20 protein-coding genes, 1 rRNA gene, 1 pseudogene and 2 other annotated features are annotated in these 26384 nt (G+C 35.2%); of the genes and pseudogenes, 10 read left to right on the plus strand and 12 right to left on the minus strand.

Translation table 11 applies throughout. The features are described 5' to 3' along the window. Positions 1 to 47: 47 nt before the first annotated feature. Positions 48 to 1304, plus strand: coding sequence for a methionine adenosyltransferase (metK, locus tag V7S76_RS10135; RefSeq protein WP_459509991.1), 1257 nt, complete (start codon positions 48 to 50; stop codon positions 1302 to 1304). Positions 1305 to 1372: 68 nt separating this feature from the next. Here the strand turns inward: metK and V7S76_RS10140 are convergent, their stop codons facing one another. Both V7S76_RS10140 and V7S76_RS10145 read right to left on the minus strand, forming a co-directional pair. After that, on the minus strand, positions 1373 to 1705 hold the full coding sequence (locus tag V7S76_RS10140) for an HPF/RaiA family ribosome-associated protein (RefSeq protein WP_459509993.1): 333 nt from the start codon (positions 1703 to 1705) through the stop codon (positions 1373 to 1375). 283 nt (positions 1706 to 1988) lie between these two features. Beyond that, entirely contained in the window at positions 1989 to 3674 is a 1686-nt protein-coding gene (locus tag V7S76_RS10145; protein WP_459509994.1) for a VRR-NUC domain-containing protein, read from the minus strand. Between the two features lie 161 nt (positions 3675 to 3835). Here V7S76_RS10145 and V7S76_RS10150 point away from each other — a divergent pair, with 161 nt between their 5' ends. The 4 genes from V7S76_RS10150 to V7S76_RS10165 all read left to right on the plus strand — a co-directional run bounded on the left by V7S76_RS10150 (position 3836) and on the right by V7S76_RS10165 (position 8647). Continuing rightward, on the plus strand, positions 3836 to 5026 hold the full coding sequence (locus tag V7S76_RS10150) for a phosphoglycerate kinase (protein ID WP_459509995.1): 1191 nt from the start codon (positions 3836 to 3838) through the stop codon (positions 5024 to 5026). 91 nt (positions 5027 to 5117) lie between these two features. Then, entirely contained in the window at positions 5118 to 7574 is a 2457-nt protein-coding gene (locus V7S76_RS10155) for a bifunctional UDP-N-acetylmuramoyl-tripeptide:D-alanyl-D-alanine ligase/alanine racemase (RefSeq protein WP_459509996.1), read from the plus strand. Between the two features lie 363 nt (positions 7575 to 7937). Further along, entirely contained in the window at positions 7938 to 8291 is a 354-nt protein-coding gene (locus tag V7S76_RS10160; RefSeq protein WP_459509997.1) for an ArsR/SmtB family transcription factor, read from the plus strand. A gap of 20 nt (positions 8292 to 8311) precedes the next feature. Further along, positions 8312 to 8647, plus strand: coding sequence for a hypothetical protein (locus V7S76_RS10165; RefSeq protein ID WP_459509998.1), 336 nt, complete (start codon positions 8312 to 8314; stop codon positions 8645 to 8647). Between the two features lie 76 nt (positions 8648 to 8723). On the opposite strand, the gene fumC is transcribed toward V7S76_RS10165, so the two are convergent. Next, positions 8724 to 10127, minus strand: a complete 1404-nt coding sequence (gene fumC / locus V7S76_RS10170) for a class II fumarate hydratase (RefSeq protein WP_459509999.1) — start codon at positions 10125 to 10127, stop codon at positions 8724 to 8726. A gap of 87 nt (positions 10128 to 10214) precedes the next feature. Here fumC and V7S76_RS10175 point away from each other — a divergent pair, with 87 nt between their 5' ends. Then, positions 10215 to 10562, plus strand: coding sequence for a Spx/MgsR family RNA polymerase-binding regulatory protein (locus tag V7S76_RS10175; RefSeq protein WP_459510000.1), 348 nt, complete (start codon positions 10215 to 10217; stop codon positions 10560 to 10562). On the opposite strand, the gene V7S76_RS10180 is transcribed toward V7S76_RS10175, so the two are convergent. From V7S76_RS10180 to rsfS, 8 genes are all read right to left on the minus strand, one after another. After that, entirely contained in the window at positions 10559 to 11893 is a 1335-nt protein-coding gene (locus tag V7S76_RS10180) for an ABC transporter permease (RefSeq protein ID WP_459510001.1), read from the minus strand. The genes V7S76_RS10175 and V7S76_RS10180 overlap by 4 nt on opposite strands. Before the next feature lie 10 nt (positions 11894 to 11903). Beyond that, entirely contained in the window at positions 11904 to 12791 is an 888-nt protein-coding gene (locus tag V7S76_RS10185; RefSeq protein ID WP_459510002.1) for an ABC transporter ATP-binding protein, read from the minus strand. Positions 12792 to 12955: 164 nt separating this feature from the next. Then, complete coding sequence (locus V7S76_RS10190; RefSeq protein ID WP_459510011.1) at positions 12956 to 13489, minus strand: RNA methyltransferase; 534 nt, start codon at positions 13487 to 13489, stop codon at positions 12956 to 12958. Between the two features lie 6 nt (positions 13490 to 13495). Then, positions 13496 to 14473, minus strand: coding sequence for an acyl-ACP desaturase (locus V7S76_RS10195; RefSeq protein WP_459510003.1), 978 nt, complete (start codon positions 14471 to 14473; stop codon positions 13496 to 13498). Positions 14474 to 14509: 36 nt separating this feature from the next. Beyond that, the gene (locus tag V7S76_RS10200) at positions 14510 to 16039 is read right to left on the minus strand and encodes a glycoside hydrolase family 32 protein (RefSeq protein ID WP_459510004.1); all 1530 of its coding nucleotides are present in this window, start codon (positions 16037 to 16039) and stop codon (positions 14510 to 14512) included. Beyond that, positions 16005 to 16817, minus strand: a complete 813-nt coding sequence (locus V7S76_RS10205) for a UDP-2,3-diacylglucosamine diphosphatase (protein ID WP_459510005.1) — start codon at positions 16815 to 16817, stop codon at positions 16005 to 16007. The genes V7S76_RS10200 and V7S76_RS10205 overlap by 35 nt, the downstream gene beginning before the upstream one ends. A 45-nt stretch (positions 16818 to 16862) precedes the next feature. Next, positions 16863 to 18968: an ATP-dependent zinc metalloprotease FtsH gene (ftsH, locus tag V7S76_RS10210; RefSeq protein WP_459510007.1), complete on the minus strand. Its 2106-nt coding sequence runs from the start codon at positions 18966 to 18968 to the stop codon at positions 16863 to 16865. A gap of 77 nt (positions 18969 to 19045) precedes the next feature. Continuing rightward, on the minus strand, positions 19046 to 19429 hold the full coding sequence (rsfS, locus tag V7S76_RS10215; protein ID WP_459510008.1) for a ribosome silencing factor: 384 nt from the start codon (positions 19427 to 19429) through the stop codon (positions 19046 to 19048). A 90-nt stretch (positions 19430 to 19519) separates the two neighbouring features. Between rsfS and V7S76_RS10220 the strand changes: the two genes are divergently transcribed. The 4 genes and pseudogenes from V7S76_RS10220 (at position 19520) to V7S76_RS10235 (ending at position 23423) form a co-directional block, all read left to right on the plus strand. Then, positions 19520 to 20308, plus strand: coding sequence for a biotin--[acetyl-CoA-carboxylase] ligase (locus tag V7S76_RS10220; RefSeq protein ID WP_459510009.1), 789 nt, complete (start codon positions 19520 to 19522; stop codon positions 20306 to 20308). A 16-nt stretch (positions 20309 to 20324) separates the two neighbouring features. Continuing rightward, on the plus strand, positions 20325 to 21980 hold the full coding sequence (locus V7S76_RS10225; protein ID WP_459510010.1) for an AMP-binding protein: 1656 nt from the start codon (positions 20325 to 20327) through the stop codon (positions 21978 to 21980). 36 nt (positions 21981 to 22016) lie between these two features. Beyond that, a pseudogene (locus V7S76_RS10230) lies at positions 22017 to 22316 on the plus strand (POTRA domain-containing protein); the annotation flags it as partial. 147 nt (positions 22317 to 22463) lie between these two features. Further along, the gene (locus tag V7S76_RS10235) at positions 22464 to 23423 is read left to right on the plus strand and encodes a BamA/TamA family outer membrane protein (RefSeq protein WP_459510012.1); all 960 of its coding nucleotides are present in this window, start codon (positions 22464 to 22466) and stop codon (positions 23421 to 23423) included. Between the two features lie 247 nt (positions 23424 to 23670). On the opposite strand, the gene rrf is transcribed toward V7S76_RS10235, so the two are convergent. Continuing rightward, positions 23671 to 23782, minus strand: a 5S ribosomal RNA gene (gene rrf, locus V7S76_RS10240). 85 nt (positions 23783 to 23867) lie between these two features. Further along, positions 23868 to 26131, minus strand: a sequence feature (most likely nonfunctional fraction of RNA operon). 101 nt (positions 26132 to 26232) lie between these two features. Beyond that, positions 26233 to 26384 (minus strand) — a sequence feature (23S ribosomal RNA rRNA prediction is too short).

Genomic DNA, 26384 nt, shown 5'->3' on the forward strand with positions numbered 1-26384 from the left:
TATTAATTGTAAATTTGAACGTTTTTTAATTAAAAAATTATTCGCTAATGGCATATTTATTTACCTCTGAATCGGTTTCAGAAGGTCATCCAGACAAAGTAGCAGATCAAATCTCAGACGCATTAATTGATCATTTCATGGCCTTTGATCCAAGTTCGAAAGTAGCTTGTGAAACATTGGTTACGACAGGACAAGTTATTTTAGCGGGTGAGGTTAAAACCAATGTTAATTTAGATGTTCAATCCATTGCCCGTCAGGTAATTGATAAAATCGGTTATAATAAATCAGAATACATGTTTGATGCCAGATCTTGCGGTATTCTTTCAGCCATTCATGAGCAATCAGCTGATATTAATCAAGGAGTTGATCGTTCCAATCCAGAAGAACAAGGTGCTGGAGACCAAGGGATGATGTTTGGTTATGCTACAACTGAAACGGAAAACTACATGCCATTAGCCTTGGATTTGGCTCATAAAATTTTACAAGAATTATCCTTGATTAGAAATACAGAACCAAATGTAATTGGCTATTTACGTCCAGATGCTAAATCTCAAGTAACCATAGAATACAGTGACAATCATGTTCCTCAACGAATCGATACGATTGTCGTTTCAACTCAACACGATGATTTTGATTCTGATGAAGTAATGTTGGCTAAAATTAGAAAAGACATCATCGAAATTGCGATCCCTAGAGTCAAGTCGAAATTAAAGCCTGAAATTCAAGCTTTATTTAATGATAAAATCACCTATCACATCAATCCAACTGGAAAATTTGTCATTGGAGGTCCTCACGGAGATACCGGCCTAACAGGTCGTAAAATCATTGTAGATACCTATGGTGGAAAAGGTGCACATGGAGGAGGAGCATTCTCGGGTAAAGATCCTTCAAAAGTAGATAGATCGGCAGCCTATGCAACGCGTCATATTGCCAAAAATTTGGTAGCCGCTGGATTATGCGATCAAGTATTGGTTCAAGTGTCGTATGCCATTGGTGTTGCTAAACCTTGCGGATTATTTATTGATACATATGGTACAGCTAAGGTGAATTTAACGGACGGCGAAATTGCCAAAGCTGTTGAAGGTATTTTTGATATGCGCCCGTACTTTATCGAGCAAAGATTAAAATTAAGAAACCCTATTTATTCCGAAACAGCTGCTTATGGTCACATGGGCAGAAAAAATGAAATTGTTACCAAATCTTTTCAAGGTAATAATGGACAAACGATAGTAAAAGAAGTGGAATTATTCACTTGGGAAAAATTAGATTATGTGGATCAAGTGAAAAAGGTATTTGACATATAATTCATCTATTTTTACATAAAAAAAGGCCACTTGTTAATCCAAGTGGCCTTTTTTATGTGTAATTTTTATTATTCTAGATCGATAGAAATGTTCTTCTGATGGATCTGATTTGATTTAGATTTAAACCTTTTTATTTGTTCTGCTATGGCATCAAGGGCTAAATCAAGCGCTTCTTCAAAAGATTTGGCTTTTTCCTTGACAAATAAAACAGCACCCGGAACAGAAATTTTAATTTCCAATAATTTCTCTTTAACCTTTCCTAATCCTTGTTCGATTTTTAAGTATACTTCTCCACTCGTTATTCGATCGTAAAAAGTATCTAATTTATTCAACTTGGATTGAATGCTTTCCAATAATTTACGGTCCGCATTGAAGTGAATGGCATGTACTTGCACTTTCATAATCATAAAATTTATAGGGTGAAAAAATGCTTTTGGAATCTAAAAAGCAACAAAATATAAGAACGTGGCAGATTCATTTGAAATGTATAGTTAATTTTAAAATAAGTCAAGCAGAAAGAGAAATATTTTTACTTGGGAACCAAGAGTTATGAAATTAAATCCCAAAAATGAAACCAAATTATTAACTCATCAACACTAATTCATAATCCTTCAGTCATAATGCGACTCGTGGGTTAAAATCTTGAAAAAACAGGAATTTTCAACCCATGATTCGCATTCATAATTATTTGTCAGACCATTCCACTCGAATCAATTTGAATTCAATACCCACTTGTTTGAAGAAATCATGCCAATAGTATTGTATGGCAGAAAGATGATCGTTGGGAGATTTCACCTCAATAAATACATACTCCTCTCCTTTCTGAACAAATAAATCGGGAAATCCTTTGGAATGAGTAGATAAATTCATCCAAATTTGATTAATAACTGCCAAAATAGCTTCACTAGGTAAAGCATAAACAACTTTCGCTATTAACTCCATGTCTAAATTCACCCAATCGACCAAAGGATTAATTTTAGTATGATATTTTTTCGACTGAATGTTCAAATGGGAGATCAATTCATTCTTATTTTCAATCATCGATAATAAATCTAAAAATTCTACTTTTTTTGTTACCAAAAAGTCCTCTTTGGCATAATGACTCGGTGCCGTTTGAAAGGGATGATGATAGGCCAAATCTTTTGAATCAAAAATAATATCCCAAAACCAAAGACCCACCAAGCTTTTCCAAACCCTATTTTCACTAAATGCCGCATAATAGCCTTGATTTTGAAAATATTCAATCACACCTAACTCTACATTAGATTTCCACTCGCTTGGAATGGTAATTTTTTCAGCTTCTTTTAACGATTGGGTCACCTTTTTGACCGATTTTCTGGTTTCCAACTTGGCTAAAAAATCAGTAAAAAAATGAATTTCTTTGGGATTGAGGCTTAATTCCAATCCAATTCTTGCCCAATAAATTGATTGATCCCAATTTTTGAGTTTTTGATAAATCCGGACAATTCTTTCAATAACGTTGGATTGTAAACTATGTTGGTAAATTTCCAAAGCCATTTCTAATTCATTTTTTCTTTCTAAATACCTACCCACCTCAAAAAGGGTTTTCTCAAAAGAAAATGATGCTAATTCTGTCAGCTCATCCTTCAATGGCAAAATCTCATTTTTCCAAGAAATAAATATCACTTCAGATACCTGCTCTTGAGGCATGATCTCATAAAACCATTGTCGCCAAATACTGATATTCCATTTTTCAACGGCTTCTTTTCTGCTTTGGAAATAAGGCACAAAATTTTCTTCCTTCGTTTCTACAAAAGACCGATGACCTAAATCGCGAACTACAAAATCGCTTAGATCCCTGTGTCGGCTACCAAAAAACAAAAATTGAAAAAATGAAAAATAGGTTAATGCAAGAGGCCGGACAATTTGGGATGAAAAAGATTGAATAAGATCAAAAACATAAGTTAAATCTTCCGCTTTCAACAATTCCAGTACAAGATCATTCTTTTTTAATTGCTGAATTCCTTTTGAATGGGGTATGATTTTTTTTGCTATTTGGGTACATTCCTGCTTAGAGAAAACAGACAACACCTCCTGAAAGCTTTCTACATTTTCGATTGAAAATTTGGTCATGAAACCTTTCGAAATTAGTTCTTCTACACATCCAGAAATGTTTGGAATTTCAGCATAAACCAGATTTTCTGTTCTAAACCAAGAAATTCGACGAGAGGCTAAGCGTAAGTAAAGACATTGACTCTCAAAGGTAAGCCCTTGAAAAGACACTTTGAATTCCATCTCAGCGTCCGATAACAAATTAGAGTAATGTTTTTCAATGTATTTAATGATATAATCAAAATAATCCCAATAATAGGTGGGTGATAATTCAACCGGATTCATTTGATTCATCATCTAAATTTTTGTTTTTATTTTTAAAATTGTATTATTCGAATATTTTTTTCCATATTTTAAACAGAAAATTAGATTATTTCAACATATTCAGAAACTTAGGTATATTTGTATGCCTTAATAATGGCCATGCTTGTCATTCTCTAAAACGAAACAAAAATAGTATGCAAACGGTTTCCAATTACAATTTTTCTGGCAAAAAAGCCTTAGTTCGTGTTGATTTCAATGTACCATTGAATGATCGATTCGAAATTACTGATGATACACGTATCAAAGCTACCATTCCAACCATTCAAAAAATCTTGAAAGATGGTGGCTCTGTTATTTTAATGTCACATTTGGGTCGTCCGAAAGATGGACCCATAGAAAAATACTCGTTAAAACATTTGGTAACTCCCTTATCCATTGTATTTGGTGTAAAAGTACAATTTGCTTCGGATTGTATTGGAGAGGAAGCTGTTGAATTAGCGAATAATTTACAAGCGGGAGAAATTCTTTTATTGGAAAATTTACGTTTCTACAAGGAAGAGGAAAAAGGTGATGAGGCTTTTGCTCAAAAATTGGCTCGTTTAGGTAATGTTTGGGTAAATGATGCATTTGGTACCGCACACAGAGCCCACGCTTCAACTGCTGTCATCGGAAAATTCTTTACTGAAAAAGTAAGTGGCTTTGTAATGCAAGCAGAGATTGATAATGCTCAAAAAATATTGGAATATGCCGATCGTCCATTCACAGCAATTATGGGAGGTTCTAAAATTTCAGATAAAATTTTAATTATCGAAAAATTATTAGACAAAGTTGACAATTTGATCATTGGTGGTGGCATGACTTATACATTCACTTTGGCTGAGGGTGGTAAAATTGGAAAATCAATTTGTGAACCTGATAAAGTAGAATTAGCAAAAAGTTTAATTGAAAAAGCCAAAGCTAAAGGAGTAAATATATACATGCCTTTGGACAATGTTTGTGCTGATGATTTCAATAATAATGCCAATAGACAAACGGTAGAAACTGGTTTCATTCCAGATGGTTGGGAAGGTTTAGATATTGGCCCAAAATCCATTGAATTATTTCAAAAGATTGTTTCTGAATCAAAAACTATTTTGTGGAATGGTCCAATGGGCGTTTTTGAATTCCCAAATTTTGCCATAGGAACCAATGCAATTGCCGATGCAGTAGTAAAAGCTACTGAGGAAAATGGGGCATTTTCATTGATTGGCGGCGGAGATTCCGCATCTGCTGTCAATAACGCAGGTTACGGAGATCGTGTATCCTATGTATCAACAGGTGGTGGTGCATTATTGGAATATATGGAAGGTAAGGTTTTACCTGGCGTTGCCGCATTAGAAAACTAATTCGAAAAATATTACAAGATATCATTCAAGGCGAGGAAAGAATTCCTCGCCTTTTTGTATTTTAGCTCTTCAAAGAGTTCGATATTATCATATGATCCATTATTCTAATCCAAACAAATTAACATCTACCCAAATTAGTTTGGATAGCAGACAGATAAGTGATCCAATCAATACTGCTTTTTTTGCTATTAAAGGCGTTCATCATGATGGACATCAACAAATTGAAGCCTTGTATCTTAAAGGAGTTAGAGAATTTGTTGTTGAAAAAAATAGCTGGAGCAATCAACTCATTGAAAAATCAAAAAAATGGACTGATGCAGATTTTTACATCGTCGATAATACGATTCAAACATTACAAAACATTGCCATTCATCACAGAGAACGATTTCAAATTCCAGTCATTGCCATAACAGGATCAAATGGAAAAACGAGCGTCAAAGAATGGCTTTCAAGTATATTACAAACGAAATTCCAAGTAGTAAAAAGTCCCAAAAGCTTTAATTCACAAATAGGAGTCCCTCTTTCAATTTTAAAAATGAATGAGACCCATAATTTGGGGATTTTTGAGGCAGGTATTTCTAAAATGAATGAAATGGCCAAATTGGAGAAAATCATTCAACCTAAAATTGGAATACTAACCCATTTTGGAGAAGCACATGCCCAAAATTTCGAATCGGACGAACAAAAATTAAAGGAAAAACTCCTCATGTTCAAACAGGTTGAAAAACTTATTTTTCGAGATTCTTCTAGCTATGGACAATTGATCAAAAACATGATGAAAGAATTAAATCCAAATTGCGATTTAATTCCATGGTCAACGGTGGATACTAACAGTGGAATTCTAGCATTTTGGCAAAAAAATGAGCAATCCTATCACATAAAGTTAAAAAAAGCAGCTCAAAGTGAAACATTTCTAGATATTCAGACTGACCTATCTGATGAAGCGTCCTTAGAAAATCTAACACACTGTCTCATATTAGCTCATTATTTACATGTAGAGCCACTCGAAATTCAAAAGAGGACCAAATTGCTTCGACCTATATCGATGCGCTTAGAGATCAAAGAAGGAGTTAGAAATAATCAAATCATAGATGATTCATATAATAATGATATTGATGGTTTAAAATTAGCTTTACCTATTCTGAAAAATAGCTCAAAAAAACGTAAAGTCATCATTTTTAGCGACTTGCTAGAAACTAGAATTGCTGAGGAGAAACTTTACACCGAAATTTCAAAATTACTTCAACAACAATCGATCGATCAAATTATTGGAGTCGGAGAACATATATCACGTAATTCAAGTAAATTCAATCATATAACTACCTTCTTTTCTACAACTGAATTAATTGAATCCGGTATATTAAACCAAATAGATCATTCTTCAATATTGTTAAAAGGTGCAAGAAAGTACAATTTCGAACATCTGGTACAACAACTTGAAACGAAAACGCATTGTACCCAATTAGAAATCAATTTAAATGCAATTCAACATAATTTAACTTATTATAAACAACAAATTGGAACACAAACCAAGCTGATGGGAATGGTGAAAGCTTTTGCCTATGGGGCAGGTGCAATTGAAGTCGCTACTGTACTTCAAAGTCAAGGAATTGATTACTTAACAGTTGCCTATACAGATGAAGGAGTACAATTGCGGAAAAATGGAATTTATGTTCCTATAATGGTCATGAATCCTCAAATACAAGAATTTGATTTATTAACAGAATATGCCTTAGAACCAGAAGTATACAATTTTGAATTATTACAAGCTCTTGAGGAATACAGCACAAACAATAGCTTAACCATAAAAATTCATCTAAAATTAGATACAGGAATGAAGCGTTTAGGGTTTGAACCCGATCAAATCGCTCAATTAAAAGAAAATTTATCTGAAATGCCACAATTATGGGTGGTAAGTATTCTAAGTCATTTAGCGGCTTCCGAAAGTGAAAGACATTTAAATTTTACGAAAAAACAGATAATGATATTCCAAAAAATGTGTGGTGAAATACAAAACACGCTGGGATACAAACCATTATTACACATAGCCAACTCTGCAGCTATTCAAAAACATCCAAAGTCAAGATTTGACATGGTTAGACTTGGAATTAGCTTATATGGAATAAGTTATAATCTTGATGAAAAAAAGTCCTTGGAAAGTGTTTTAAAGTTAAAAACCTATATATCACAAATTAAAACAATCAAAAAAGGAGAAACAATAGGTTATGGCAGAAAAGGAAAACTAAAATCTGAAGGCAAAATTGCCACGCTAGCCTTAGGATATGCAGATGGTTATGCTCGTAAATTAGGAATGGGTAATGGAACATTTGAAATTAAGGGACAACTTTGTCCTACTGTTGGATCCATTTGTATGGACATGTGTATGGTAGATATTAGTCATTTAAAGAATGTGAAAATTGGAGATGAAGCCATCGCATTTGGCGGAAAAGTACAAATTGAGGAGATTGCCAAAAAAGCAGAAACTATCCCTTACGAACTAATGACAAACATTAGTGAACGTGTCAAAAGGGTCTATGTTAGAGATTAAATTCAAGTCAATTTAAAAGTGGAATTTTTATCCAAAATTTCATTTTTAAAGATCTACATAAGAAAAAAATAAATTCATATCGGCACTTAAAAATCAACATTTCCATGATTGATAAATTTCACATGGTCTAAAATAATTCCAGTTAGATATGTATTGGCAAACATTAAATTTAGCTATTTGACTAATCGATAAATAATCAACCTGTATATTAATTAGCATTAAAGCTAATAAAATTTAGTTCAATTGCTAATTAATTGTTTGAGTCGCTAAATAACCAAAAAAATGATTCTTAATGGATAATCAATGCATATGTTGGAAATTGCCTATTTAATTATTAAATTAGCTAAATAGATAATTAATAAAATGATTGAATTAATTGCTAAGGCCATTGGTGATGAATCCAGAAAGAAAATTATCGAATTATTATTGCCTGGAGAATTAGCCGCCAGTGCCATATTTGAACAATTCAACTATGCTGCACCTACTATTTCAAGGCACCTTTCGGTACTAAAAGAGGTTGGAATTGTTGAGACGAGACGTGATGGCGTATTCATTTATTACTCCTTAAATAAGGCCGCATTTATGGAATTAAATGTTTGGCTGGCACCTTTCCTACCGGAAACTGAGAAGCCTAAAATCAAGGTTCGTGAAAAAACAACGGAACCTAAAATTAGCAAAAAGGATAATCCGTTTGATAAATTCCAAAGCGAATTCTAATATTAAAAAAATACAATTTTATGAAACGTTATGTTTTCATTATTCGAGGTCCAATAAGTGGAATTTCTAAGGAAGAAATTCTAGCCTCTGAACAAGAATTAGAGCAAATTAAAAACTGGTTAAGAGGTTTAAAAACTTCTTACGAAGATATGCTTTTTCAAAAATTAGGTCCTAATCAAATGGTCATCAATTTGAATGGCGAAATTGAAAATAGAATTTTAAATCAAATTGATGGTGGAGAAATTAGCCAAATTGTTACTTTAATTTTGAGCAACATGGAAGAAGCACAAAAAATTGCTAAATCCTTCCCTTTTCCCAACACTTTTTACTCACTGGAACTCAGAGAGCTCATTTAAACTAAAAAAGGCCTTAAATCGTGAAATTTAAGGCCTTTTTTGTTAATCGACTGAGAATCAAATATTTCGCACCTAATTACAGATTGATTTCTCCTACCATATTCTCAGGCCTTACCCATTGGTCAAATTCTTCAGCTGTTAAATAACCCAAAGCAATGGCTGTTTCTTTTAAGGTTGAACCATTTTTATGGGCTGTCTGTGCAATTTCAGCAGCTTTGTAATAGCCAATCTTTGTATTTAAGGCGGTAACTAACATCAAAGAGTTATTTACGTGCTTGGCGATATTATCATATAAAGGAGCAATGCCTACTGCACATTTATCATTAAATGCCACACAAACATCTCCAATCAATCGAGCAGAATGTAAAAAATTATAAATCATTACTGGCTTGAACACATTTAACTCAAAATGTCCGTTGGAACCTCCTATACCTATTGTTACGTCATTTCCCATTACTTGAGCTGCAACCATTGTCATAGCTTCACATTGAGTAGGATTCACCTTACCTGGCATAATAGAAGAACCTGGCTCATTATCGGGTATAAATATTTCGCCAATTCCCGAACGTGGACCCGAAGAAAGCATTCTTATATCATTACCAATCTTCATTAAACTAACAGCAACGGTTTTTAAAGCCCCGTGAGCCTCTACAATGGCATCGTGTGCAGCCAATGCCTCAAACTTGTTTTCAGCGGTTCTAAATGGCAAACCTGTTAATTCTGCAATGTGTTTAGCTACATTATCCGCATAACCTTTTGGAGTATTGATTCCTGTTCCTACCGCAGTTCCTCCTAAAGCTAATTCAGATAAATGATCCAATGTATTTTCAATTGCTTTCAATCCATGATTCAATTGTGATACATAACCGGAAAACTCTTGACCAAGTGTCAATGGAGTCGCATCCATAAAGTGCGTACGACCAATTTTAACAACATTTTTAAACTCTTTTGATTTGGCAGCAAGTGTATCTCTTAATTTCTTAATTCCAGGTAAGGTTGTTTCCATCAATATTTGATAGGCAGCTATGTGCATAGCCGTCGGAAAAGTATCATTGGACGATTGTGATTTGTTAACATCATCATTTGGATGAACAAATTTTTGTTCGTCCATTAAGTTTCCGCCTTGAATGACATGCGCTCGATAAGCAATCACCTCATTGCAATTCATATTGGATTGTGTTCCCGAACCCGTTTGCCAAACAACTAGTGGAAATTGATCAGCCCATAGTCCTTCTAAAATCTCATCACAAACTTGACCAATCAAATTTTTCTTGTTTTCCTCTAAAACCCCCGCCTCAAAATTGGTTATTGCAGCCGCTTTTTTCAAAAATGCAAAAGCCCTAATAATTTCTTTTGGCATTTTATTAATATCTTGAGCGATTGGAAAGTTCTCAATTGATCTCTGCGTTTGAGCTCCCCAATATACATGAGCAGGAACTTGCACCTTTCCCATTGTATCTTTTTCAATTCTGTACTCCATAAGGTAGGTTTTGTGTTAAATTTGTAAAGAAAACACAAAAATACGACCAAAATTCAAGAATTTGAACTTTACAACTAAAATTAAAATATGATTACTATATACGGAATACCCAATTGCAATACCATGAAAAAAACCTTTGATTGGTTAAAAGAAAACAACATTGAATTTCAATTTCATGATTACAAAAAAAAAGGAATAGATAGAGCTACCTTGGGCAAATTCTTGTCAATTTTAGGCCAACAAGTTGTGTTGAATAAACAAGGAGCTACTTACAAACAATTAAATGATCAAGAAAAAGCTGCCCTGAATGATCAAGTGCAGCTTTTAGAATTTTTAACAAACAAAACTTCTGCCATTAAAAGGCCGATTTTAGAAAAAAATGGTCAATTATTGGCCGGATTTGACGAAGCTAAAATGGCAGAATTTATCAACTAAATTTTATAAAATATCCACTTACCAATCTCTTTCCAAGTCATCTTTTTGCCATACATAAGTATACCCACTCGATAAATTCGAGAAGAAACCCAAGAGGTCCCCAAAAAGCCTAGTATTAATAATACCATGGATAGAATCAATTCCCAAGTAGGAACCCCATAAGGTAGACGAACCATCATATTGATAGGTGAAGTAAATGGAATAATGGATGCCCAAAATGCGATGGTACTGTCAGGATCTTGAATAGTAAATTGTGCAAAAAGAAAGGATACAATGATAGGCAATGTCACTGGCAATGTAAATTGCTGGGCTTCTGCAGCGGTTTCTACAGCAGATCCGATAGCAGCAAATAATGAGCTATATAATAAATACCCAAACAAATAGAAAAATAAGAAGGAGCCTAAAATCAATGGAATGTTGGTCGATTGGACTACCTCATTCACAACTTTCATTGGCTCAAAATCAGCATTTTCTTGGGCGTTATTGACTTCTTTTTGCGCATCTGTACTTAATTTACTTTTCGCATTTTGCTCAATTTTATCCTTGAATTTGTCGCCATATATCGTTGTGGCAATGCCACTGAAAGCAAAAGTTAATGCAATCCATAAAGCAAACTGAGTCAAACCAACCAATCCAACTCCGATAATTTTACCCAACATTAATTGATAAGGTTTTACGGAGGAAACGATTACTTCAATGATTCGGCTACTTTTTTCTTCTATTACTCCATTCATCACTTGGCTACCATAAATCAATACAGTAAAATACAGCAGAAAGCCTAAAATTCCAGCTAATATCATCACTCCTCCACTATTGGAGTTCGTTTCTCCGCCGTTGGTTGAAAGGGTCAAGGTGTCACTTTGCACATTAACTTGCGTACTTTCATAGATCTTCCCTTCTATACCAGCATTTTTCATCAATACCTGACGAATTTTATCCTGTATTTTATTTTCTATATCGCTTTGCAATGTAATACTCAATGTCTTTTCAGAATACATCCTTAATCCTTTTGGATTGGTAAGTATATCAGAAGGAATAATAACCAAGGCATCATAATCGCTTGAACTAAGCTTTGCTTTTAATTGATTAACGTCCCCCTTTTGTAATAAATCAAACTGTATGGAATTCGCTTGCAAATCTTCCTTTTGAAAATAGGTACTTTGATCCAAAATTTGAATCTTTTTCATTTCGGCATCTCTTGTTGACAACCAAATGGGAATTGCATATATGGCAGTTATCAACAAAGGAGTTAAGATCGAGGCAATCCAAAACGATTTTTTTTGAATCCGAGTAAGGTATTCTCTAGAAATAATTAATACTATTTTGTTCATGGCTAGTCGGTTATTGATTTTCTACAACTTGAATAAATATGTCATTGAATGACGGAATGATTTCTTTAAAAGATAATACCTGGGTATTTTGAATTAATTCAGCAAGTGCTTCATTGGTATTGATACCTTCATGTAATTTTATAGTAGCAACATTTTGCTCCATTTTTAAGGGATCAAAATTCATCCAATTTTCTTTCCATTCGCCCATAAATTCAACTTGAAATTCGTTCTTTTTAAATTGATTCTGAATTTCATTTTTTTCACCCGTTAAAACCACTTCAGCATGATTGATCAGAGCAATTCCATCACATAACTCTTCGACAGACTCCATGCGATGCGTAGAAAAAAGAATGCTTGTGCCATTGGCTTTTAAATGAAGTATTTCATCCTTCAACATATTAGCATTGATTGGATCAAAACCAGAAAATGGCTCATCTAATATCAATAATTTAGGTTGATGTACCACTGTTGATATAAATTGAGTTTTTTGCTGCATTCCTTTGGAAAGGTCTTCTACAGGTTTATTCCACCAATCTTTTATATCCAATTTAATAAACCATTCCTTTAATCTAGAAATGGCTTCTTTCTTTGAAAGTCCTTTTAATCGAGCCAAATAAACCAACTGCTCCCCTACCTTCATTTTCTTATATAATCCCCTCTCTTCCGGCAAATAACCAATTTGTTCAATATGCTTTTGCGATAATGGCTCACCATTAAAAAGCACTTCTCCTTCATCCGGAGCAGTTATTTGATTTATTATACGAATTAATGAAGTTTTACCAGCACCATTTGGGCCTAACAAACCGAAAATTTGACCTTCCGGAATATCTAAATTGATTTTGTTTAAAGCTACGTGATTTTCATAGCTTTTACTGACATTTTGTATTGAAAGTATCATATAGGTTGGTTATTGATTTTGCTAAAATAAACAAAAGATAAATAACCAAAATAATTTAATGGATGAACGGAAGAAAATAGTTTTTAATGAAGAGAGGAAAGAGGAAAGAGGAAAGACACCTATTACCTTTTACCTATTACCTATTACCTATTACCTATTACCTTTTACCTATTACCTATCTTAGAAATATAATCCCAAATAATAATCCCCATACTAACAGAAACGTTTAAAGAATGCTTAGTGCCAAATTGAGGAATTTCAACACATATTTGAGCATTTTGAATATAATCTTCTGTAACACCAAAAACTTCATTGCCAAATACAAAAGCATATTTCTGGTCTGGTTGAGGCTGAAAATCCAACAAAGAAGTTGAATTTTCAACTTGCTCAATAACAATAATCTGGTAATTCTGGGAACGCAAATCGTCTATACAAGCTTTGGGATTGTCAAAATAAACCCATTCAACAGATTCATCAGCACCAAGAGCTGTTTTAGAAATTTCTCGATGAGGTGGTTGAGCGGTTATTCCACACAAATAAATTTTTTCGCAACGAAAGGCGTCTCCCGTTCTAAAGGCTGAACCAACGTTATTCATACTTCGAATATCATCCAACACAATCACAAACGGGAATTTAGTGGCAGACTTATACCCCTCCAAATCGAGCCTATTCAGCTCGTCCATTGATAATTTTTTAATCATTCTTTATGCAATCCAAGTAAATGGATAAGCCAATTCTGGCACTTTGACACGGTCTGCCAATTTTTCTAATCGAGCTGGTAAATTCGCAACATAATCTCTTGCTTTTTCTGCAGCTTCATTTAAACCACCCATTTTTTCAATTTCCCATTCTTTAATCAAACTCTGCATGATGGAAACATAATCCATGGTCGTATAAACTCCAAGTCGTTGTGCCGCGTCTGAAAAATGCTCAAACAATGAACTCTTTTGACCATTTATTTCTCTTAAAAAATGCGCTGGCATCACAATCTTTTTCTTCATCATATCCGCAAATGCTAACATCATTTCAGAAGGATCTAACTTAAATATCTCAGCCACAAATCGACGATATGCCCTTGCATGACGAAGTTCATCTGCAGCAATTAAAGCACACATTTTAGACAAATTTGAATTACCATATTGCTTCGCCAATGTAGCTGTTCTTCGATGAGAAACATTGGTAGCTTGCTCTTGAAAGGAGGTGTATACAAAATTACGATAAGGATCAGCTGTAGTGCCTATATCAAAACCATCTGCTATTAAATATTGTGTTGAGATAGCTACTGCCCGCATATCTACTTTACCAGAAAGGTACAAATAGGTACCCAACAAATTTCCATGCCTATTTTCTTCGGCAGTCCAGCTTCTGATCCATTTTGCCCAACCATTTTCTTGGTCCAAATGGTTAACAGTTTCCATTCCAAGTAACCAGGATTCATAGGTAGGCAAGGCTTCTTCCGTAATGGTGTCACCTACTAATACTGCCCAATAATCATACGGCAACTCATTAGCAGCCTCTTGCAAAGATTTAACTTCTTGAAAAAAATTGTCTTTAGTAGAATCAGGTAACATATCGGAAGGCTGCCAATTGCTATCTATTGGATTCAAATATTCTTTCATATAGTCGTCCATATTCTTTCCGAGTTCATTCATGACTTCAAGGCGACTTGTCGATAGTGACATAAGATAGTATTTTAGATTAGTATAAAAATTGAGAACCTACTTGAGTTCCCAAATTCGAATTTGCTTAATTTCAGTTTCACCATTATCTGTAAATAATTCTACATTCTCTGTATTCCCTTTTGGAAATCTCAAAGAAGAAATGGCAACGGTTCCTTCTTGAGCCAATACCTCGATGATGGACTTATCGACAAAAATACGGATGTTTTTCTGCATACCACCAATACTTGGCGCTTTATCATTCGAAATAAAGTTATTTCCTAAATCAAGCCCAGATTGAGTACGATCAATAAACCAATTTAAATCCTTTTCGTCAAAGCCAATTGAAGTTTTTTCATTTTTAGTAGAGGTTAAATTTAAGCCCCATTTCGTCGATTTTGAATTAGATATTACTAAATCAATCACATAGGTTCTGTTGGATAAAAATTGAATTCCATTCAATTTTTTACTTTTAGAAACCTTCAAATCTTGAGCCTGAAAATCAGGTGCTTTGCGATCCAAATCTGGTAAAAATTTCTGTTTTAATCGAATTCCTTCAGCGGTATTTACTAAACTCAATTTTCTAACAGAAGACATTTGACCTTTCCATGGGAAAGTAGGTTGCTCTTTGGCATATTGCCAAGAAAGTGCCCACCCCAACCAAATATTTTCATTTTTGGGTGCATTGTAAAATGGAATTGCCGCATAAAAATCTTTCCCATAATCCACATACAGTTTAACATCTTTTGGATTTTCATTTTGAAAATGTGTACCATCAAAACGACCAATAAAATATTGCATACCAACGAATTTTTTAATAGGACCTTGAGAGCTTAAACTTAAAACCCATTTCTTTTGTCCAATTTGATCTTCCATCGGCAACTCCATCAATGCTGGACATTCCCATATCATATCGATATCACCTTGCATACCAAAATCACTTAAATGATTCCAATTTTTTAAATTTTTAGATCCATAAAATTGAACTGTAAATTCTTTAGGTTTAGAAACAACCATGATAAATTGATTCGATTTTTCATGCCAAATAATATTGGGATCCCTAAAGTCTTTGTAATCAATATTTAAAACCGGATTTTGATCAAATTTTGTCCAAGTTAAGCCTTCATCGTTTGAAAAAGCTAAATGTTGTTCCTCTCTGGTATTGGGAAAATCAGCTGTATAGATGGCTATCAATAGGGTTTTATTGGGATCACCTAAGCCAGAAACATGATTTTTATCTAAGACCACACAACCCGAAAATATATATTCCTTCGCGTTCGAGATAGCTACAGGTAATTCTTCCCAATGTAATAAATCTTTGGACCGTGCATGCCCCCATGACATATTTCCCCATTCATTTCCTTTTGGATTGTGTTGAAAAAACACATGATAATAACCGTTTAAATAGATTAAACCATTGGGGTCATTTGTCCAATTTTTCTTGGGAGAAAAATGAACTTGGGGTCTCCAAAATTCAGTAGATTGATTAGAAATAGCAGTGTTTTGTGCAAATAAATCACACATGATAAGTGATAAAAATAGGGTAATTGATAAACTAAGATTTTTGATACTTAGAAAGTTTAGTTTCATTTTCAGAAATAGTTAAATAAAATGCATTTTTATAATTAGGACTAAACCAATCCCCTAGATTATAATAATGTGAGGATGTATTTAATTTAAAAACAATAGGGTGATGACGATGGCCAAAGATATAAGAATTGATGACAATATTGTCTTTCGAGTGCTCATTTATTCTTTGTCTCACAAAAGAAAGTATGTAATCCGTCTTTTCGTCAAACGGGACTTCTCCTTCCACGATTGAATTCGACTTGCGGGTATTTGACCATAAGTGAGCTAATTTTATCCCAAAATCTGGATGCAAACATCGGAATGCCCATTGAGCAATAGGATTGGTAAATACCTTTTTTAATAATTTATACCCATAGTCACCAGGTCCTAGTCCATCACCATGACCCACATAAATGGATTGGGTATGTTTTTCGAAAATTAAATCTATTTGACAAGGTTCACGATAAATGATCGCAGAAATCTCTTTTTCAAAATAATCCCACATCCATAAATCATGATTGCCCACAAAAATATGAATTTCAATTCCCGAGTCCGAAAGCTCTGCTAATTTCCCTAAAAATCTAACAAAACCTTTGGGAATCGTTTGACGGTATTCAAACCAAAAATCAAACAAATCACCGACCAAAAACAACGCTTGAGCATCAGGTTTAATGCCATCTAACCATTTAACTAATTCCTTTTCGCGCAAAAGACTTTCATCTACATTGGGAAATCCCAAATGGAAATCAGAAGCGAAATACACTTTTTTACCCGATAAAATTTCAATTTGTTTGGCCATCACAAAAAAATGGGTGAGAAAGCTCACCCATACAAAATTACAAATTTAGGATAATGTATCCTCGGTTGGAGGAGCATCCGATTCATCGGATTTTGCTTTTACTTTTCTTTTAGGTTTCACCTTTAATGCTTCTTCTTTCTCAGCTAAATCTCTAACATCTTTTGCATCTTTGCGTTTCTTTTCAGTTTCACCTTTAATAAACTCTTGATAAGAAGTTAATTGCTCAAAAGGTCTAGGCCCTACTAAAGCTTCTAAATCACTTTGAAACAGTACTTCTTTCTGCAACAATTGCTCAGCTAAAATCGTTAGTTTATCTTTTTTATCTGACAATAATTTTTTCGTTCTTTTGTAGGCTTCAGCTATAATTTTTCGAACTTCTTCATCTATTTCACGAGCTGTTTGTTCAGAATATGGCTTGTTAAATTGATATTCTGAGCCTTTTGAATCATAATATGAAATATTACCTAACTTATCATTCATACCATAAATGGTAACCATGGAATAGGCTAATTTAGTTATACGCTCCAAATCATTTTGAGCACCTGTTGTGATTTTTCCAAATACAATTTCTTCCGCAGCACGACCACCCAAGGTAACACACATTTCGTCCATTAGTTGCTCTGTACGATACAAAAATTGTTCTTTAGGCAAATATTGAGCATAACCTAAAGCGGCAACCCCACGAGGAACGATAGACACCTTAACCAGTGGATTCGCATGTTCCAAAAACCAACCTGCGATGGCATGACCAGCCTCATGGAAAGCAACTATTTTCTTTTCTTCCGGAGAAATTAACTTATTTTTCTTTTCTAAGCCCCCAATGACACGATCCATTGCTTCTTGAAAGTCAGACATGTCAACGGCCGTTTTATTACGCCTAGCAGCGATTAATGCAGCCTCATTACAAACATTAGCGATTTCAGCACCAGCAAAACCTGGAGTCTGTGCTGATAATTCTTTAGGATCAACATCATCAGACAATTTGATCGGCTTCAAATGCACTTTAAAAATAGCTTCGCGACCAATAATATCAGGCTTATCAATTGAAATTTGACGATCAAAACGACCTGGTCTCAACAAAGCAGGATCCAATACATCCGGACGGTTGGTTGCAGCCATGATGATAATACCAGAATCTGTGGCAAAACCATCCATTTCAACTAATAAAGAGTTTAATGTATTTTCACGTTCATCATTTCCACCTGGCATTGACCCTCGACCTCTTGATCGTCCTACCGCATCAATTTCGTCTATAAAAATGATACAAGGTGCCTTTTCTTTGGCTTGCTTGAATAAATCACGAACACGAGCAGCTCCCACCCCTACAAACATTTCAACAAAATCGGAACCAGATAACGAGAAAAAAGGAACACCAGCTTCTCCAGCTACGGCTTTTGCCAACAATGTTTTACCAGTTCCCGGAGGGCCTACCAATAAGGCACCCTTAGGAATTTTACCTCCTAAGTCCGTAAATTTCTTTGGAAATTTTAAAAACTCGACAATTTCTTGAATTTCTTCCTTAGCTTCATCTAAACCTGCTACATCATTAAAAGTTACACGAACCTTTGATTCTCCTTCTATCAATGTTGCACGGCTCCGACCAATATTGAAAATTTGTCCTCCTGCTCCTCCTCCAGCTCCTCCCATTCGGAAAAACAAGAAATAAAAACTTAAGCCCATTAAGATAAGGAATCCCCAAGTACCTAGCCAATCCAAAGGACCCGTTCTAGTTTCAGGATTTGCCATGATTTGTTCGTTCCTTGGAAATGCCTTCTGGCGATCTTCCAGAAATCGTTCAAATCCTTCTTTGGAAATCACTTGAAATTCAAAGTGTGGGCCTTTTCCTACAGCTGTGGGTGCTTGAGGCGTGTTTTTGAAATATTTAGGAATATAGGCAGATTTCAAACTAACCTCTACTTCTTTATCGTTTACGATTGTCACAGATGCTACTTCTTTTTGAAGCAACATAGTTTCAAATTGTTTTTGAGAAATGGTTTGCAAAGTGGTTTGCTTTGTCAAAAAAAACATACTAAGTAAAACAATCAACAAACCAACTACCATCCAACTTTGCATACCATTAACTGGCTTTTTGGGTAATCTTGGAGGTAAAGATGGTCGTTTAGGTCCTTTTGAATTATTAATTTTTGCCATTGAATGAGTAATTTGGACTTAGAACGTTTTTTACAAACGATTTAGTTTCGTCTTAGATAAATATTTTTTTAATAATCTTATTCTGGTATGATGGTAAATTTTGCGTCCCCCCAAAGTTCTTCCAATTTGAAAAAAGAACGTTTATCTTTTAAGAAAACGTGAACAATAACGTCATAGTAATCCATTAAAATCCATTCTCGATTAGCCTTTCCTTCAACTGAATGGGCATGAATTTTACCTGATTCCCAAACTTCTTTATCGACTGATTCCGCGATGGCGTCAATTTGTGTATCAGACGTTCCTGAACAAATAACAAAGAAATCTGTAAAGGCATTATTTACTTCACGTAAATCTAAAACCATGATTTCCTGCGCCTTCTTGTCTTGCATTCCTTTTACTACCCAATCCACAATTTCTTCTGATATCTCTACTTTGGTAGCTTTTTTTGGACTTTTCCCCATAAATTATTTTAATCTAAATTTCGTTTAATTAAATCCTTAACGAATAAAAATTTATTTTTGTTCTAATAAATCTAAAATTACAAATAAATATTGAACAAATATCACGCAAACACGCAGTTCGTAGGCAAAAAATCAAAATATCTACAAACTTGTAGTTCAACTAATTTGGTTGCTTTTGAGGAAAGTTCAGAAAACACTCTTGAAGAGGGTTTTGCATGGATTGCAGGGCATCAAACCTCCGGCAGAGGCCAAAGGGGAAATACTTGGGAAGCAAAACCAGGTGAAAATTTATTGGTTTCTTATTTGTTAAAACCAAAAGCCCATTTATTAGAAAATCAATTTTATCTGAGTAAAGCAGTGGCTTTGGGAATCATTTATGGTTTACAGGAATGGGCAAAATCATCGCTTGGAGAAACTATTCCATTACAAATAAAATGGCCAAATGATATCTATTTGGATAATCATAAAATTGGTGGGGTATTAATCGAAAATAATTTTCAAGCGGGAAAATGGACTTTTTCAATCGTTGGAATTGGCTTGAATATAAATCAAATGGAGTTCCCCGATTTACGTGCCAATTCCCTTAAAAAATGGATTCAGAATCCATTTTTAATAAATATTGAGGAAATTTATCAATCTATTTCAATTGGAATTGAAAAATATTATTCACTTTTTTTAGCACAATCATTCGAAATAATTGATCTAGAATATCATCGAAATTTATTGCGTTATCAAGAATGGAGCACATTTGAGGAGAAAAACATACCATTTCTTGGTAAAATAGTACAAGTAAATCATCAAGGATTACTATTAATGCAAAAAGAAAGTGGAATTCAAACCTATGATTTAAAAGAAATTATCTTTATTTTTCAGGAGTAAAATAGCATGTCATTCGATGATTAAAGAATACAAGAGTCAATTAGAGAATTTTTTATTTTGGGCAAAAAATACCCCCAATTCCATTTATCTAAAACAACCCATCGGTGACAAATTCATCGATTTCACTTATAGTGAATCCGAAAATCAAGTAAAAAAAATAGGGAATTTTCTTCAAAAACATTTCAAGGAAGGACCTAAACATGTTGGTATTTTATCTAAAAATTGTGCGCATTGGATATTATCTGATTTGGCTATTTTCATGTCAGGTGGAATTTCGGTCCCATTTTATCCTACTTTATCTGGAGAACAATTACATCAAGTATTAGTTCATTCAGATTGTCAAATATTATTTGTTGGAAAAATCGATAATTGGAAAGAAATTAAAGATTCTATCCCAAAAGATATTTTAATAATTTCTACAGGTGAAATTGCTGAAGAAAATATCATTCAATGGAATGATATTTTACTATCAGAAAATAATCACATCGAATTACCTAATTACAATGATTCCGACATAATTACAATTGTTTATACATCTGGAACTACTGGGACTCCGAAAGGCGTTATGATACCTTCCAAATCAGTTCCTTTAGCGATTAATGCCGCAAAAGATGTGGCTTTCTTAGACACACCCAACACTCGTTTTATTTCTTATTTACCATTATGTCACATTGCAGAACGTAATTTTGTCGAATTTGCTGCTACTGCTGCTGGAGGAACCATTTATTTTGTTGAAAGTTTAAGTAGTTTTAGAGAAAACTTATTGGCGGCAAGACCAACCCATTTTCTGGCTGTACCTAGGATATGGGCCAAATTCAAAGAAGGTATTATCAGTAAAATGGGTAGTGACAAATTGATTCAAGTTGTTTTGTCTATTCCATTGATCAATAAAATGTTCATTCAATTAATAAAAAAATCATTAGGTTTAGATCAAACGATATTAATGATCACCGGAGCAGCTCCGATGCCTAGCGATTTACTTCTTTGGTATCAAAAACTTGGAATGAGAATACAAGAAGCGTATGGAATGACTGAAAACCTAGGTATCAATTCATTAATGCCTCAAAAGCAAATTAAATTAGGTACAGTAGGTAAGCCATGGGGTATTTGTGAGGTTCGAATCAACAAAGAAGATAATGAAATTCAAATGTTTGGAGATCACCTCACATCAGGGTATTACAAGGAAACCAAACTAACGGAGGATTTATTTGATGGAAAATGGTTGAAAACAGGAGATATGGGTGAAATTGACGAGGATGGATACATCAAAATAATAGGAAGAGTGAAGGATATTTTTAAAACTGCGAAGGGAAGTTATGTATCACCTGCACCTATTGAAAATCACTATAGTCAACATCCATGGGTGGAACAAGTTTGTGTTTTAGGCATGAATTTACCACAACCCATTGCATTAATTATTTTAAACAACCAGGGAAAAGAAAATAGTCAAGAAGACATTATTTCTGAAATGAATAAATTAAGAAACGAGATTAATCCAAATTTTAAAAAATATGAATCAATAGCCAAAATAATTATACTTTCAGAAGAATGGACTATTGAAAATAATTGCTTAACTCCAACGCTAAAAATTAGGCGACCTAGTGTAGAAAGAAGATATCAAGAAAATTTAGAAAGTTGGTATAAACAAAAGGAAATCATACTATTCAATTAATCTTTTCAATAAAATATTTTCATTACCTTGTAAGTAATGATCAAATTTAGTTCAACACAATTTCTTACATATCTACTATTTACGCTTGCTATTTCCTTTTATGGCTTTAGCAGCCATGCACAATACATTCAAATTGAATCCATTCATTTTAAAGGTAATGAAAAGACCAAAGAATCCATTTTAACAAGAGAACTAGATATACTCCCTTTAGATTCACTGGCAATTGATGACATCGAAAAAAGGTTAGAATTCAATCGGAGAAAATTAATGAATACAAACCTATTTATATGGGTTAAAGTTGATTATCACCAAACAAATAATGGCAATTTAGATATCACTTTTGAATTCTTGGAACAATGGTATATTTTGGGTTATCCAGTAATTCAACTAGCAGAAAGAAATTTAACAGATTGGTGGACAAGAGGACGAAATCTAGATAGAATTATTTACGGCTTACATTTCACGCACAATAATTTTCGGGGAATGTCAGAGAAAATTCAATTTAGAGCCGAATCCGGTTTCACAGATCGATTGGATTTTAGCTATACTAATCCATATATAGACATAAAAAAAACATTAGGAATAACGTTTAATATCAATTATCAAACCACAAAAAATTTAGCCTATAAATCAAATAATGATACACTACAATATATAAATTCGAATACAATATTGCGAGAAAAATGGACAACAGGTATAAGTTTCAAAAAGCGATTTAAATTTTACGATTTTCAAATGTTAGAAATTAAATATAACCATTACATCATAGCAGATACTATTTTAAAACTCAACCCAACCTACTTACAAGGAAAAAGCAACGAGCAAAATTACTTACAAATGGGCTATACATTTTCCTATGATTATCGTGATTATGTAGCTTACCCACTCAGAGGAAAGAAAATTGATTTTTCAATCCAAAAATTAGGCTTACTTTCTCAAGATGCTATTAATTATTGGGAAACCTATGCATCTATAGCTTATTTCTTTGACTTAAAATCCAATTTTTTTGTAACCAACCAAGTAAAAATAAAATACACACAAGAGAATAAAAATATACCATATGCTAACGCAAAAGGTTTAGGTTATGGAAATGAACTAGTAAGAGGCTATGAATTAAATGTAATTGATGGAGACAGTTATTTTTTATCAAGAAATACATTTAAGTATCAATTATTTTCAAAAATTCTGCCTTTACATTTTATACCTTGGAAGCAATTCAATCAGATACCAATAGCTATTTATCCGACAGCCTTTTTCGATTTTGCTTATGTAAATCAACCTAAGACGATGGAGTACAATAGCCGTTTAACCAATAAATGGATTTACGGTTATGGACTTGGTTTTGATATTGTAACCTACTATAACATTGTTTGCAAAATAAGTATTCCAGTAATTAATGGAAATAAATCTGGCTTTGTGATCAATTTAGGAAGAGAATTTTGAATTAAGAGTTAATGATTAGGAGTGTATCTTTTATATCATGTGTGCTCATTTGCAAAATAATCAAATAAACATTCAGATAATACTAACATGATTAGGCGTAAAAAGAGGTGAGCAATAGAAATTAATAATAACCATAATTTTAGCGTATATTCTCTTTTGGTCTTCTTTCTCCTATCTTCCCATTTTCCAACTTCTCTTTTCCACAACAAAAAAGCCAACCCATTACTGGATTGGCTTGATGTTAATAACTTGGAGCTTACTTACTTTCCCGGGTTTGATCCCAGTATCATCAGCGGTGCGGGGCTTAACTTCTCTGTTCGAGATGGGAAGAGGTGAACACCCGTCCTATCGGCTCCATAAATCTTGCAAGGCTTAGCCTTTTTCCATATTGTGAGTAAAAATAAATAGTAGTAGCATTTCAATTAATTAAAAAATAGTAAGCTTTCGGGTAATTAGTACTACTCGACTTTGACATTACTGCCTTTACATCTGTAGCCTATCAACCGTGTCGTCTACACGGACCCTTCATGGAATACTCATCTTCAGGTCAGTTTCGCACTTAGATGCTTTCAGCGCTTATCTGGTCCCGACGTGGCTACTCAGCTATGCCCTTGGCAGAACAACTGATTTACCAGCGGTCAGTCCAACTCGGTCCTCTCGTACTAAAGTCAGAACCTGTCAATATTCCTACGCCCACAACAGATAGGGACCGAACTGTCTCACGACGTTCTGAACCCAGCTCGCGTGCCACTTTAATCGGCGAACAGCCGAACCCTTGGGACCTTCTCCAGCCCCAGGATGTGACGAGCCGACATCGAGGTGCCAAACCTCCCCGTCGATGTGAGCTCTTGGGGGAGATCAGCCTGTTATCCCCAGAGTACCTTTTATCCTTTGAGCGATGGCTGTTCCATACTAAACCACCGGATCACTATATCCTACTTTCGTACCTGATCGACTTGTCGGTCTCACAGTCAAGCTCCCTTTTGCTATTGCACTCTACGCACGGTTACCAAGCGTGCTGAGGGAACCTTTGAAAGCCTCCGTTACTCTTTTGGAGGCGACCACCCCAGTCAAACTACCCACCAAGCAATGTCTCCGTTTAACGGATTAGAATTCCAGTACAAGAAGGGTGGTATTTCAACGTTGGCTCCCCGATGCCTAGCGACACCGGCTCACAGCCTCCCACCTATCCTACACATCCAGTACCAAAACTCAATGCTAAGCTATAGTAAAGGTTCATGGGGTCTTTCCGTCCCGTTGCGGGTAAACGGCATCTTCACCGTTACTACAATTTCACCGAGCTCACGGCTGAGACAGTGCCCAGATCGTTACACCATTCGTGCAGGTCGGAACTTACCCGACAAGGAATTTCGCTACCTTAGGACCGTTATAGTTACGGCCGCCGTTTACTGGGGCTTCAGTTCAATGCTTCGCCTTGCAGCTAACATCCCCCCTTAACCTTCCAGCACCGGGCAGGTGTCAGGCCTTATACGTCATCTTTCGATTTTGCAAAGCCATGTGTTTTTGTTAAACAGTCGCCTGGGCCATTTCTCTGCGGCCACGATTGCTCGTGGCTCCCTTTATCCCGAAGTTACAGGGTTAATTTGCCGAGTTCCTTAGCCGTGATTCACTCGAGCGCCTTAGAATATTCTTCTCGACCACCTGTGTCGGTTTACGGTACGGGTTACTTAACAGTTATGCGCATAAACTTTTCTTGGAAGATTACTCGCTACACTCGGTTTGGCATTGCTGCCGCCTCTCTAAGACACTATTCCGTCAGTATCTGGTAACCCATTCTCTCCGTCATCTAATTGCCCATTAAGTAAGTACAGGAATATTAACCTGTTGTGCATTAGGCTGTCGCTCTCGCTAGGCCCTTAGCCCCCGACTAACCCTCAGTTGATTAGCATAGCTGAGGAATCCTTAGTCTTTCGGCGTGAGGGTTTCTCGCCCTCATTATCGTTACTCATGCCTACATTTGCTTTTCTGAACGCTCCAGCAAAGCTTGTCGCTTCACCTTCTCCGCAGATCAGAATGCTCCCCTACCAGTATATAAATATAATCCAAAGCTTCGGTATTTTACTTGATGCCCGTTTATTATCGATGCCCGCCTCGCTCGACCAGTGAGCTGTTACGCACTCTTTAAATGAATAGCTGCTTCCAAGCTAACATCCTGGCTGTCACTGCAATCAGACTTCCTTAGTTCAACTTAGTAAAAATTTTGGGACCTTAGCTGTTGGTCTGGGTTCTTTCCCTCTCGGATTGGGACCTTAGCACCCCAACCCTCACTCCCGGGTATATTTTAAGCCATTCAGAGTTCGTCAGGATTTGGTAGGATTTGACTCCCCCTAGTCCTATCGGTAGCTTTACCTGCTTAAAACTTGACCCCGAGGCTGTTCCTAAAAACATTTCGGGGAGTACGAGCTATTTCTCAGTTTGATTGGCCTTTCACCCCTACCCACAAGTCATCCAAATACTTTTCAACGTAAACTGGTTCGGTCCTCCACTCCGTTTTACCGGAGCTTCAACCTGCTCATGGGTAGATCACAAAGTTTCGCGTCTACTCCCACTGACTAAGCGCCCTATTCAGACTCGCTTTCGCTCCGGCTGCTCACGTCTACGTGATTAACCTCGCCAGTGAAAGTAACTCGTAGGCTCATTATGCAAAAGGCACGCCGTCACCCCACGAAAGGGCTCCGACCGCTTGTAAGCGTATGGTTTCAGGGTCTTTTCACCCCCTTACTCAGGGTACTTTTCACCTTTCCTTCACAGTACTAGTTCACTATCGGTCTCTTGGTAGTATTTAGCCTTACCGGATGGTGCCGGCAGATTCAAAGGGGATTTCTCCAGTCCCCCCCTACTCAGGATACTCCTACAATTAAATAAACTTACCATTACAGGGCTCTCACCTCCTACGGCCCGCCTTCCCAGACAGTTCATGTTCATTTATAAAATCGATAT

The organism is Aquirufa sp. ROCK2-A2 (assembly GCF_054558485.1).